Annotated in this window: 10 protein-coding genes; 2 read left to right on the top strand and 8 right to left on the bottom strand. The window is 67.0% G+C overall.

Annotated features, from left to right (window positions below):
• Positions 1-10: 10 nt before the first annotated feature.
• The 3 genes from ACZYX4_RS04680 to ACZYX4_RS04670 all read right to left on the bottom strand — a co-directional run bounded on the left by ACZYX4_RS04680 (position 11) and on the right by ACZYX4_RS04670 (position 5,088).
• A complete protein-coding gene (locus ACZYX4_RS04680) occupies positions 11-1,174 on the bottom strand; it encodes an acyl-CoA dehydrogenase family protein (RefSeq protein WP_463874071.1) in 1,164 nt (387 codons plus the stop codon).
• Positions 1,175-1,277: 103 nt separating this feature from the next.
• Entirely contained in the window at positions 1,278-3,473 is a 2,196-nt protein-coding gene (locus ACZYX4_RS04675; protein ID WP_463874070.1) for an acetyl/propionyl/methylcrotonyl-CoA carboxylase subunit alpha, read from the bottom strand.
• Between the two features lie 7 nt (positions 3,474-3,480).
• A complete protein-coding gene (locus ACZYX4_RS04670; RefSeq protein ID WP_463874067.1) occupies positions 3,481-5,088 on the bottom strand; it encodes a carboxyl transferase domain-containing protein in 1,608 nt (535 codons plus the stop codon).
• A gap of 165 nt (positions 5,089-5,253) precedes the next feature.
• Between ACZYX4_RS04670 and ACZYX4_RS04665 the strand changes: the two genes are divergently transcribed.
• The gene (locus tag ACZYX4_RS04665; protein ID WP_463874066.1) at positions 5,254-5,922 is read left to right on the top strand and encodes an SACE_7040 family transcriptional regulator; all 669 of its coding nucleotides are present in this window, start codon (positions 5,254-5,256) and stop codon (positions 5,920-5,922) included.
• A gap of 118 nt (positions 5,923-6,040) precedes the next feature.
• On the opposite strand, the gene ACZYX4_RS04660 is transcribed toward ACZYX4_RS04665, so the two are convergent.
• From ACZYX4_RS04660 to pdhA, 3 genes are read right to left on the bottom strand one after another with little or no spacing between them, the layout of a single operon-like run.
• Complete coding sequence (locus ACZYX4_RS04660; RefSeq protein ID WP_463874064.1) at positions 6,041-7,429, bottom strand: dihydrolipoamide acetyltransferase family protein; 1,389 nt, start codon at positions 7,427-7,429, stop codon at positions 6,041-6,043.
• Positions 7,426-8,436: an alpha-ketoacid dehydrogenase subunit beta gene (locus tag ACZYX4_RS04655; RefSeq protein WP_463874062.1), complete on the bottom strand. Its 1,011-nt coding sequence runs from the start codon at positions 8,434-8,436 to the stop codon at positions 7,426-7,428. Before ACZYX4_RS04655 ends, ACZYX4_RS04660 begins: the two co-directional genes overlap by 4 nt.
• Positions 8,436-9,614: a pyruvate dehydrogenase (acetyl-transferring) E1 component subunit alpha gene (gene pdhA / locus ACZYX4_RS04650; protein ID WP_463874060.1), complete on the bottom strand. Its 1,179-nt coding sequence runs from the start codon at positions 9,612-9,614 to the stop codon at positions 8,436-8,438. The genes ACZYX4_RS04655 and pdhA overlap by 1 nt, the downstream gene beginning before the upstream one ends.
• Positions 9,615-9,809: 195 nt before the next feature.
• Between pdhA and ACZYX4_RS04645 the strand changes: the two genes are divergently transcribed.
• Entirely contained in the window at positions 9,810-10,283 is a 474-nt protein-coding gene (locus tag ACZYX4_RS04645; protein WP_463874059.1) for an Lrp/AsnC family transcriptional regulator, read from the top strand.
• A 118-nt stretch (positions 10,284-10,401) separates the two neighbouring features.
• Here ACZYX4_RS04645 and ACZYX4_RS04640 read toward each other — a convergent pair whose 3' ends face one another.
• Both ACZYX4_RS04640 and ACZYX4_RS04635 read right to left on the bottom strand, forming a co-directional pair.
• Positions 10,402-12,018 (bottom strand): solute symporter family protein, encoded by a 1,617-nt coding sequence (locus tag ACZYX4_RS04640; RefSeq protein ID WP_463874058.1) that lies wholly within the window; start codon positions 12,016-12,018, stop codon positions 10,402-10,404.
• Positions 12,015-12,395, bottom strand: a complete 381-nt coding sequence (locus ACZYX4_RS04635; RefSeq protein ID WP_463874056.1) for a DUF485 domain-containing protein — start codon at positions 12,393-12,395, stop codon at positions 12,015-12,017. Before ACZYX4_RS04635 ends, ACZYX4_RS04640 begins: the two co-directional genes overlap by 4 nt.
• Positions 12,396-12,603: the final 208 nt, after the last annotated feature.

The raw sequence follows: 12,603 nt of genomic DNA, 5'->3' as shown, positions 1-12,603 counted from the left end.
AGCGGGCGGGTTAGAGCCCCAGTTCGCGGGCGATCAGCATCAGCTGGACCTCCGTGGTGCCCTCGCCGACTTCTAGGATCTTGGAGTCGCGGTAGTGGCGTGCCACGGTGAATTCGTTGATGAAGCCATAGCCGCCGAACACCTGGGTGGCGTCCCGCGCGTTGTCCATGGCTGCCTCGCCTGCGACCATCTTAGCGATGGCCGCCTGCGTCTTGAACGGCTTGCCGGCGAGCATCCGGGCGGCTGCGTCGTAGTAGGCCAGGCGGGCGGTGTGGGCGCGCGCTTCCATCCGGGCGATCTTGAAGGCGATGGCCTGGTACTTGCCGATGTTCTGCCCGAACGCGCTGCGTTCCTTGGCGTACTTCACGGACTGGTCCACGCAGCCCTGGGCCGCGCCGACGGCGAGCGCGGCGATCGCGATCCGTCCCTCGTCGAGGATGGAGAGGAAGTTGGCGTAGCCGCGGCCCTGGGCTCCGAGCAGGTTTTCCTCGGGGACGTGGACGTTGTCAAGGGTCAGCGGGTGGGTGTCCGAGGCGTTCCAGCCAACCTTGTTGTAGGCCTTCTCCGCCTTGAAGCCGGGGGTGTCGGTGGGCACCAGGATGGTGGAGATTTCTTTCTTGATGCTGCCGTCCGGGCGCTCCTGCTGGCCGGTCACCGCGGTGACGGTGACGAGCCGGGTGATGTCGGTGCCGGAGTTGGTGATGAATTCCTTGTTGCCGTTGATGACCCACTCGCCGCCGCCGAGCTTGGCGGAGGTCTTCGTGCCGCCGGCGTCCGAGCCGGCTTCCGGCTCGGTCAGGCCGAATCCGGCGAGCGCCTTGCCGGAGGCCAGCAGCGGCAGCCACTCCTCCTTCTGGGCGGCGTTGCCGAAGCGGTGGATCGGCATGGCGCCGAGGGAGACGCCGGCCTCCAGGGTGATGGCGACGGACTGGTCAACGCGGCCGAGCTGTTCCAGGGCGAGGGCCAGGGCGAAGTAGTCCCCGCCCATGCCGCCGAATTCTTCCGGGAACGGCAGGCCGAACAGGCCCATGTCCGCCATCTGGGAGACGACCTCGTAGGGGAAGCTGTGCTCCTCGTCGTGCTTGGCGGAGACCGGGGCGACCACCCGGTCGGCGAATTCGCGGACCGTGTCGCTGAGGTCCTGGTATTCCTCGCTGAGTTCAAAACTAGTCATGGTGACTCCTTCGTCGGTGCTGCGCTCTGTAGTGCTGCCTGTAGTGCTGTGTGTAGTGCTGTCTGGGAACTGGGGCTGCGGCCGGGTGCCTGCGCCGGGGTGGCTACTCCGCCGCGCCCATGGCGATGACGGCTTCCTCGATGGTGTCCTCGGCCTTGGAGGGCTCCGTCGGGTGAGCGGGGTGGATCGTGGCGAGGACCTGGTCTGCCTTCACGAGATCTCCGGAGGCAATGCTGATGTGCACGGTTCCGTCCAGAGGCGCCACGAGCTGGTGTTCCATCTTCATGGCCTCCACAGCGAGCAGCACCTGGCCGGCCGCTACGGTGTCGCCGTTGCTGACGGACACCGACACCACGGTGCCGGGCATCGGCGAGCGCACGGCGGGGTCCGCGGCGCCCTCCTCGCGTTCAATCGCCGCGAGGACCCGGGCCAGCCGGGTCTCACGGGTGAGGACCTCCAGCCGGCAGGACCAGCCCTCGTTGCCGAGGAAGAGTTCCGTGGGAGCCAGGTTGTCCCGGTGCCGGCCGACGGGTTCCATGGATACCGGCGCGAGCGAGTACACCCGGGATTCGCCGTCGAGAATCAACTCTGGAAGGTCGCGCTTGGGGAAACGCAGCGACGCCGTGCGCTGCGGCCCGCCGTCAACGCTTACCGTCGCCGTGCCGTGTCCTACCGAGCCGGACACCTCCACCGTGGCGACACCGCCGTCGGGCGTTCCCAGGCTGATCCGCCGCGGGGCGCGGGCACCAATCCTCCAGCCGTCGCGAAGCTCCCACGGGTTTGTCCCATGCACCTGCCCATCGGGCTCCTGCAAGGCAGCGACGTGCAAGGCAGCGGCAACCGCCTCAAAGTCGCCCGCCCGGCGGAAGGTGAATTCCGGCATCTTGCGCTCGATCAGTCCCGTGTCGAGCCGGCCGGCGCGGACGTCGGCGTCGTTGATCAGCAGGCGCAGGTATTCGACGTTCGTCTCGATGCCCAGCGCCGTATACCCGGCCAGCGCCTTGTCAAGGGTATCCAGGGCCGCGGTGCGGTCCTGGCCCCAGGCGATAACTTTGGAGATCATCGGGTCGTAGTTGGACGAAAGCTCCAGGCCCTCCAACAGGGCCGAGTCCACCCGGACCGTGCCCTCTGCGTCATCGGGCACCTCGTCCAGCAGCCAGACCCGCCCGGTGGAGGGCAGGAAGTTCTTCTCCGGGACCTCCGCGTAGACGCGCGCCTCCACCGAGTGTCCGGTGAGCACGACGTCCTCCTGGCGGACGGTGAGTTCCTCGCCGGCCGCGATCCGGACCTGCCATTCGACGAGGTCGACGCCGGTGACCATTTCGGTGACCGGGTGTTCGACCTGCAGGCGGGTGTTCATCTCCATAAAGAAGAACTCGTCCGGGGCCTTGTCGGAAACGAGGAATTCCACGGTGCCGGCGCCGCTGTAGTTGACGCTGCGGGCGGCGTTGCAGGCGGCCTCGCCGATCCGCGCCCGGGTCGTGCCGCCGTCGTTCAGGGCCTCCAGCAGCGGGGAGGGCGCCTCCTCGATGACCTTCTGGTGCCGGCGCTGCAGCGAGCACTCGCGCTCCCCGAGGTGGATCACGTTGCCGTGGTTGTCCGCGAGGATCTGGACCTCGATGTGCCGCGGGGTCAGGACGAGGCGTTCCAGGAACAGGGTGTCATCGCCAAAGGCGCTGGCCGCGACCCGGCGGGCGGTCACCAGGGTGGCTGCCAGGTCCTCGGGGCGTTCGACGATGTGCATGCCCTTCCCGCCGCCGCCGGCGGAGGGCTTGATCAGCAGCGGGTAACCGACGCCGGCCGCGGCGTCGATGAGCTGCGCGTCCGTCATGCCGGGTTCGGCGATGCCCGGCACCACGGGAACACCGTAGCCCGTGACGTGGTTCTTGGAGCGGATCTTGTCGCCCATAACGTTGAGGGATTCGACGCCGGGGCCAATGAAGGTGATCTCCGCCTTTTCCAGGGCCCGGGCGAAGTCCACGTTCTCGCTCAGGAACCCGTAGCCCGGGTGCACGGCGTCGGCGCCGGTGTCGCGGCAGGCCTGGATGATGGCCTCGATCTTCAGGTAGCTCTCGGCCGCGGCGGCCGGGCCAATCCGAACGGCGAGGTCGGCCTCGCGCACGTGCCTGGCTCCGGCGTCGGCGTCGGAATACACGGCGACCGAGCGGATACCCAGCGCGCGCAGGGTACGGATCACCCGGCAGGCGATCTCGCCGCGGTTGGCGACGAGCACGGTGCCGAACAGGGGGTTGTGTGAAGTCGTAGTCGGCGAAGAAGCAGTTGACGAAGAAAGAGTCATGGTTGGCTCACATCCGGAAAAGGCCGAAGGAGGTCTCCGGCAGCGGGGTGCGGGAGACGACGTCGAGCGCCAGTCCCAGGACGGTGCGGGTGTCCGCGGGGTCGATCACGCCGTCATCCCAGAGGCGGGCGGTGGAGTAGTAGGGGCTGCCCTGATCCTCGTACTGGGCTTTGATCGGGGCTTTGAATGCTTCCTCGTCCGCGGCGGACCATTCCTCGCCGCGGGCCTCGTACTGGTCCCGCTTCACCGTCGCGAGCACGCCGGAGGCCTGGTTGCCGCCCATCACCGAGATCCGGGACGCCGGCCACATCCACAGGAAGCGCGGCGAGTAGGCCCGCCCGCACATGGAGTAGTTGCCGGCGCCGAAGGAGCCACCGATCACCACGGTCAGTTTGGGCACCCGGGCCGTGGCGACCGCCGTGACCATCTTGGCGCCGTTTTTGGCGATGCCGCCCTGCTCGTAGTCCTTGCCGACCATAAAGCCGGAGAGGTTCTGCAGGAAGATCAGCGGGATGCCGCGCTGGTCGCAGAGTTCGATGAAGTGTGCCCCCTTGAGCGAGGACTCGCTGAAGAGCACGCCGTTGTTCGCGACGATCCCGACCGGGTGGCCGTGCAGCTTCGCGAAACCGGTGACGAGGGTGGTGCCGTAGTTCTTCTTGAACTCGTGGAAGCGGCTGCCGTCCACCAGCCGGGCGATGACCTCGCGGACGTCGTACTGGGCGTTGACGTCGGTGGGGACGGCGCCGTACAGCTCCTCCGGATCCGCCAGGGGTTCGACGACGGTGTCGATCTCCCAGGCGGGGGCTGCCGGGCGGGGCAGGGTGGAGACGATGTCACGGACGATCTGGAGGGCATGCTCATCGTTCTCGGCCAGGTGGTCGGTGACCCCGGAGATCTTGGCGTGCACATCGCCGCCGCCGAGTTCCTCGGCCGTGACGATCTCGCCGATCGCGGCCTTCACGAGCGGCGGGCCGCCCAGGAAGATGGTGCCCTGGTTGCGGACGATCACTGTCTCATCGCTCATCGCGGGGACGTAGGCGCCGCCGGCGGTGCACGAGCCCATCACGGAGGCGATCTGCGGGATCCGGGCCGCGGACATCTTGGCCTGGTTGAAGAAGATCCGGCCGAAGTGTTCCTTGTCCGGGAAGACCTCGTCCTGCTTGGGCAGGAACGCCCCGCCGGAGTCCACGAGGTAGATGCAGGGCAGCCGGTTCTCCAGGGCGATTTCCTGCGCCCGGAGGTGCTTTTTGACCGTCAGCGGGTAGTAGGTGCCGCCCTTGACAGTGGCGTCGTTGGAGATCACCAGCACCTGGCGGCCGTGGACCAGGCCGATCCCGGCAATAACACCGGCGCCGGGCGAGTCGTCGTTGTACATGCCGTCGGCGGCAAGCGGCGCGATTTCCAGGAACGGGCTGCCGTCATCCAGCAGCTGGTCGATGCGTTCCCGGGGCAGGAGCTTGCCGCGGGCCACGTGGCGTTCCCGGGACTTCTCCGGCCCGCCCAGTGCGGCCGTGGCGAGTCGTTCCTTCAGCTCGCGGGCCAGCCCCAGCTGGGCGTCCCGGTTCGCGGCAAAGGCGGCGCTCGTGGCGTCCACCTGGCTGGCGATTGTCTCCATTGACTGCTTCCGTTCTCGGCCTTCATGCTGGGGACCTGTACTGCGCCCGTTCCAGCAACTTCGGTTAGTCCCGCATAACTGAGATTTAGGTTAGTCTCTATTAACTGTGATGTCCAACACTGCGCCACAGAACGGCTGGATTATTTCTCAATGAAGGATGTGCCGGTGACCGAGCCCAGCGAGACGAACACCACCGGCACGCAGCCCCCGGCGGCCCTGCCGCCAACGACCCCGCGCAGCCAGGCCAAGGAGAACCGCCGCCAGGCGCTGCTGTCCTCGGCGGCGGCGCTGTTCGCCGTCGACGGATTCAACCGGGTCTCCCTGGAGGACCTCGGCGCGGCCGCCGGTGTCAGCGGACCGGCGGTGTACCGGCATTTCGCCGGCAAGCAGGCCGTCCTGGGTGCGCTGCTGCTCAGCGTCAGCCAGGAGCTGATCGACGGCGGCCGGCGCGTGATCGCCGATTCCGACGGCGCCGCCGTTGCGCTGCACCGGCTGGTTGGTTTCCATGTGGACTTTGCGCTCAGCAACCCCGACGTCATCCGCGTGCAGGACCAGGACTTCAGCAACCTCGCCGACGAGGACCAGGCCGAGGTCCGCACGCTGCAGCGCAACTATGTGGAGCTCTGGGTCGGGGTCCTGGCCGGGCTGCACCCCGGAACCGAGGATACCGAGCTCCGGATGCGCGCCCACGCCACCTTCGGCCTGATCAACTCCACCCCGCACTCGGTGCGCAGCCACGGGCGGCGGATTGCGGTCAAGCGGGCCCGGCCGCTGCTGCAGAGCATGGCCCTGGCGGCCCTGATGGCCCCGCCCGTCCCCGAACCACTCGGCTAGACGGCTCCCCCAGGCCCGCCACAAGACAAAACTGCCACAAGACAAAGCTGCCACAAGACAAAGCTGCCGGCTGCCCCCAAGACGGAGAGTGCAGCCGGCAGCCGTGAGCCCGGCGCCGCTAGACCATGGCGAGGGCCATGCCCGGATCGGCCAGGATGGCGCCGAGGTCCTGCAGGAACCGGGAGCCCTGCTCGCCGTCGACCAGGCGGTGGTCGAAGGACAGGCTGAGCGTCATGACCTGCCGCAGCGCCACCTCATCCTGGTATTCCCAGGGCATCTTCCGCACGGCACCGAGGGCCAGAATGGCGGCCTCGCCCGGATTGAGGATGGGCGTGCCGGCATCGATGCCGAAGACCCCGATGTTCGTGATGGAGATGGTGCCCCCGGAGAGCTCGGCCGGAGCGGTCCTGCCCGCGCGCGCCGCGTCCGTCAGTTCGGTCAGCGCCGTGGAGAGCTCCAGCAGGGCCATCCGGTCGGCGTCCTTGATGTTCGGCACGGTCAGGCCGCGCGGGGTGGCGGCCGCTATGCCCAGGTTCACGTAGTTGTACTGGACAATCTCCTGCCTGGCTTCATCCCAGCAGGTGTTGAGCGTGGGGTGGTTCTTCAGCGCGATGAGCACGGCCTTGGCCACGAGGGTCAGCGGCGTGAGCTTGTAGCCGGCAAACGCGCGGCTGGCCTTGAGCTTCGCCAGCAGCTCCATGGTCGGGGTTACGTCAATGGTGAGGAACTCCGTGGCATGCGGTGCGGTGAACGCACTGGAGACCATGGCGGCCGCGGTGAACTTGCGCACGCCCTTGATCGGCGTCCTGGTTTCCCGCTCGCCCTGCGCCGCGGCGGGAGCCTGCGCTGACACACCGGCCAGGTCCCGGGGTGCAACCGGCTTCTCACCCCCGCCGACGAAGTTGCGGACGTCGTCCCGGGTGATGAGCCCGGACTCCCCGGTGCCGGTGACCAAAACGAGGTCGACGCCGAGATCTTTGGCAAGCTTGCGCACCGGCGGCGTGGACCGCGGGCGTTCCTCGGATTCGGACGCAGGCAGGGTCCCAACACGCCCGGCCTCCGGAACCACCGGAGCCACCGGAACCACCGGAACCACCGGAACCACCGCGGCAGCGAAGCTGCGGGCGCGGCGGGCCGGGCGGCCGGAAGTCTCCAGGACGGCGCCGTAGCCGACGAGGTTCGCTTCGCGTTTGGCGGGCGCGTCTGCGTCCCCGCCTCCGGCCGTTCCGGAGCCGCCGGCGGGACCGCCGTCGTCGCCCTCCACTTCGAAGGAGACGATCGGCTTGCCGACCTCCACGACGGTGCCGGGCTGTTCGTGCAGGGCCGAGACCACACCGGCGAACGGTGAGGGCAACTCGACGACGGCCTTGGCAGTTTCCACCTCCGCGATGATCTGGTTGAGCGCGACGGTATCCCCCACCGCGACCTTCCACGCGACAATTTCCGATTCAGTCAGACCTTCACCGAGGTCCGGCAGCCTGAATTCCTTGATCATGGTGGCGCTCATCCTTCCAGCCCGCTCAGGGAGTTGGGGCGGCCCAGAGCGCGGTCGACGCCGTCCAGAATGCGGTCCAGGCCCGGGAGGTGGTGCATCTCAAGCTTCGAGTACGGGTACGGAACGTCGAAGCCGGTGACCCTGACCGGGGCAGCCTCGAGGTGGTAGAAACAGCGTTCGGTGATGCTGGCGGCCACTTCGGCGCCGATGCCGCCGGTCTGGGAGGCTTCATGCGTGATGACCAGCCGGCCGGTCTTCCGGACCGAGGCTTCCAGGGTCGCGAAGTCCAGCGGGGCGAGCGAGCGCAGGTCGATGACCTCGACCGAGACTCCCTCGTCAGCGGCGGCGAGCGCGGCGTCCTTGGCCGTCTTGACGAGCGGGCCGTAGGCCACGAGCGTCACGTCCTGGCCTTCGGTGACGACGCGGGCCTTCTCCATTGACAGGGCGGCGCTGAGGTCCTGGGTCTCGTCCACCTCGCCCTTGTCGTGGTAGCGGCGCTTGGGTTCGAAATAAAGCACCGGATCATCCGAGGCGATGGCCTGCTGGATCATGGTGTGGGCGTCCTGCGGGTTGGAGACGCTGACCACGCGCAGGCCCGAGGTATGGGTGAAGTAGGCCTCCGGTGACTCGGAATGGTGTTCCGGGGATCCGATGCCGCCGCCGAAGGGCACGCGGATGGTGATGGGCATCTTGACCGCACCCTGGGTGCGGTAGTGCATCTTGGCAACCTGGCTGACGATCTGGTCGAACGCCGGGTAGATGAAACCGTCGAACTGGATCTCCACCACCGGGCGGTACCCGCGGTAGGCCAGGCCCACCGCGGTGCCCATAATGCCGGACTCGGCGAGCGGGGTGTCCACGACGCGGTGCTTGCCGAAGTCCTTCTGCAGGCCGTCCGTGACGCGGAAGACGCCGCCGAGGGCGCCGATGTCCTCGCCCATGAGGATCACCTTGGGATCGTTTTCGAGGGACTTGCGCAGGCCCGAATTGATGGCTCGGGCAAAGGTCATCTGCGTCATCAGCGTGCACCTTCTTCAGTAGCGGCTTCCGCGGGATCGCCGAAGGAAGCCAGGTAACGGGAATAGTGGTCCTGCTGGGTCTCCAGCGGGGAATGCGGCGTGCTGTAGACGTGCTTGAAGATGTCCAGCGGCTGCGGCTCGGGCATGTTGATGGTGCCGGACCGCAGCGCCTTGGCGACGGCGTCCGCTTTGGCGGCGACGGCGGTTTCGAGCTCGTCGGTGAGCAGTCCCTTGCGCTCCAGCAGCGACTTCAGCCGGGCGATCGGGTCCTTGGCGGCCCAGTCCTCGAGTTCGTTCGCGTCCCGGTAGCGGGTGGGATCATCCGCTGTGGTGTGCGGGCCCATCCGGTAGGTGACGGACTCGATGAAGGTGGGTCCGCCGCCATGACGTGCGCGGTCGGTCGCGATCCGGGTTGCCGCCATCACGGCCAGGACGTCGTTCCCGTCCACCCGCATGCTGGGGATGCCGAAGCCTGCCGCGCGGTCCGCGATCTGGATGTGCGACTGCAGCCGGACGGGCTCGGAGATTGCCCAGTGGTTGTTCTGGCAGAAGAAGACCACCGGGGACTGGAAGCTGGCGGCGAACACCAGGGCCTCGTTGACGTCGCCCTCGCTCGTGGCGCCGTCGCCGAAGTAGGCCACGGCGACCGAGTCGGCGCCGTCGTTCTGGATTCCCATGGCATAGCCGGTGGCGTGCAGGGTCTGGGCGCCGATGATGATCTGCTGGGTTGCGACGTTGACCGTGTAGGGGTCCCAGCCGGCCAGGGCATTGCCCCGCCAGGCTTTGACGATGTCCTCGGGGTTCACCCCGCGGCAGTAGGCCACACCGTTGTCGCGGTAGCTGGGGAAGACGAAGTCGTCCCCACGCAGCGCACGGGCCGAACCGATCTGGGAGGCTTCCTGGCCCAGCAGCGGCGGCCAGAGGGCGAGTTCACCCTGGCGCTGCAGGGCGGTGGCCTCGGCATCGATCCGCCGGATGACCACCATGTCTTCATACAGCGCGCCGAGCTGTTCGTCGCTGACGTCCTGGACCCAGGGATCGAACTCGGGGTGGCTTACGCGTTCACCCCCGGGGGTGATGAGCTGGACGAGATCCCCGCCCGTCCGCCTGTTTGATTCTGCACTGTTCCCGGGGCCCCCGGCGGAAATTCCGCCCTTGCCCGCGTCGTCGGTAAACACAGTTGTACGCACCTTCTGACGTCGTCTGACCGGTGCCCGCGGGACTCGTGATCCCGGTGCGCGCCAGCCGCCCGGGCGCCGTTGCCCCGGATAGTTGTGACCCTACTCACAACACCCATTGGGTACAACCACCTGCGCATAGATTGAGCATTCTGCACTGTCTGGCGCCTTGGCACCGTGCTAATCTTGCGCATTATGCAACCCTTGGATGGCACCGACACCCGCCTACTTTCGGCCATGGCCCGGGACCCCCGCCGGACCGTGGTGGCGCTGGCGCAGAAACTGGGGTTGTCACGGAATACCGTGCAGGCCCGGATGGCCCAGCTGGAGAAGAAACACGTGTTCCTGTCCTTTGAGCGGCGCATCAATCCGGCCGCGCTGGGCTATCCGCTGATGGCCTTCATCTCGGTGCACGTCCAGCAGCAGAAGCTGGGCACGCTGGCGGTGGAACTGGCCGATATTCCGGAGATCCTGGAGGGCTACGGCCTGACCGGCTCGGCTGACCTGCTGCTCCGGGTGGTCGCGCTCGACGCGGAGGACCTGTTCCGGATCACCGGCAAGATCCTGGCCTGCGACGGCGTCGACCGGACGGACACCGCACTGGCCATGGGTGAGCTGATCCCGTTCCGGATCCAGCCGCTGCTGGAACGTGGCTCCGCCGAAGGCTAAGGGGCCCCGCGGCGGGACCGCCGGCGGCGCCACGCCCCACAACGGCAGGAGCCCCCGTGCTGTTGCACGGGGGCTCCTGCTGTGTGTGTCAGCCGGTGAGATCACCAGCGGTTGGTGCTTAGTGGTCGACGGCCTTTTCGGCGCCCACACCCGTGAGGGAGCGGACTTCCATTTCGGCCTGCTTGGTGATGTCTTCCACGTTCTTATCCAGCACCGAACCGAGCCAGCCCAGGAAGAACGCGAGCGGGATGGAGACGATGCCGGGGTTGCTGAGCGGGAAGATCGCGAAGTTGGCGCCCGGGATCATGGACGTCTTGGCACCCGAGACCACCGGGGACAGCGCGATCAGGATGATCGCCGAGCCGAGCCCGCCGTACATGCTCCAGATGGCGCCCTGGGTGGTGAACTTGCGCCAGTACAGCGAGTACAGGATGGTGGGCAGGTTGGCCGAGGCCGCCACTGCGAAGGCGAGGGCCACCAGGAATGCCACGTTCTGTCCGTTGGCGAAAATGCCGCCGATAATGGCCAGCACGCCGATGACGACCACGGTGCGCCGCGCCACCTTGACCTCGGTGGCGGCGTCGGCCTTGCCCTTGGCAATGACGCTGGCATAGATATCGTGGGCGAACGACGCCGCCGCGGTGATCGTGAGGCCGGCGACGACGGCCAGGATGGTGGCGAACGCCACCGCCGAAATGAAGCCGAGCAGCAGCGGCCCACCGAGGTGGAACGCCAGCAGCGGTGCGGCGGAGTTGACGCCGCCCGGGGCGCCCTTGATCGTTTCAGCGCCAACCAGTGCTGCAGCACCGAAGCCCAGGACCAGGGTGAACAGGTAGAACAGGCCGATCAGCCAGATGGACCAGACCACGGACTTGCGGGCTTCCTTGGCGGTCGGAACCGTGTAGAAGCGCATCAGTACGTGGGGCAGGGCCGCGGTGCCAAGCACGAGGGCCAGCGCCAGGGACATGAAGTCGATCTTGGAGGTTTCAGTCTTGCCGTACTGCAGGCCCGGGTTCAGGAGGTTCTGGTTGCCTGAGGCTTCCACCGCGCCGCCCAGCAGGGCGGAGAGGTTGAAGCCGTAGACGGCGAGGACCATGAGGGTCATGACGGCAGCGCCGGCAATCAGGAGCACGGCCTTGATGATCTGGACCCAGGTAGTGCCCTTCATACCGCCGATCAGTACATACATGATCATCAGGGCGCCGACGACGATGATGACCAGCGCCTGTCCGCCCCAGTCGCTGATGCCCAGGAGCAGGGAGATCAGGGTGCCGGCTCCGGCCATCTGGGCCAGGAGGTAGAAGAAGCAGACCGCGAGGGTGGAGATGGCCGCCGCGATGCGCACGGGGCGCTGCTTGAGCCGGAAGGAGAGGACGTCGGCCATGGTGAACTTGCCGGTGTTACGCAGCAGTTCGGCCACGAGCAGCAGGGCGACGAGCCAGGCGACCAGGAAGCCGATGGAGTACATAAAGCCGTCGTAGCCGTTGATGGCGATGGCTCCGGTGATCCCCAGGAACGAGGCCGCCGAGAGGTAGTCGCCTGCGATGGCGGTGCCGTTCTGGGATCCGGTGAAGGACCGTCCGGCGGCGTAGTAGTCGGCGGCCGTCTTGTTGTTTTTGCTTGCTTTGATCACGATGATCATCGTGATCGCCACGAACAGGGCGAAAATGCCCATGTTCAGCAGCGTGGTTTCCTTGAGATCCTCAACGACCACTGCGGGGACCATAAACGTCATTTCTCTACCCCGTTAATCTTGTTGCCATGCTTGTCGAATTCGTGGCCTTCGATTTCGTTGCGGATTTCCGCTGCGATCGGGTCAAGCTTCCGGTTCGAGTAGCTGACGTACCAGCCGGTGATGGCGAACGTGGTCACGAACTGAAGCAGGCCCATGATCAGGCCGACGTTGATGTTGCCCCAGACCTTGGTGGACATGAATTCCACCGCGTAGTCGGCCAGGATGACATAGGCGAAGTACCAGAGCAGGAATGCAATGGCCATCGGAAAGACAAAGCTGCGTTGACGCTTGCGCAGTTCCTGGAACCGCGGCGTCGATTGGACTTCCTTGAAGTCCACGTCCGCCGTGGCGTCCGTTTCTTGGGCTTCGTGACCCATCGTTCCTCCTCATTGAGACTTGTGAGTCCACACCGGCTGCCTTGGCCTGCTCCGAACAGTCCTCCGGCCAATGTGACTGCAATCACTCTCTCGCGTGGGCCAGTCAACTTCCAGAACCGTCCGGCCCTGCGTCGCTCAGCGGTCGGGATGCTGCGCTCAACGGTGCCCGCGGCAGCGTCCGGAGCCCCTTCGGCCCCTGCCCGGCAGG

The sequence above is a fragment of the Pseudarthrobacter leeuwenhoeki genome (assembly GCF_055412885.1).
The sequence above is the reverse complement of the archived record's forward strand: the minus strand, read 5'-3'. Positions and strand labels throughout refer to the sequence as shown.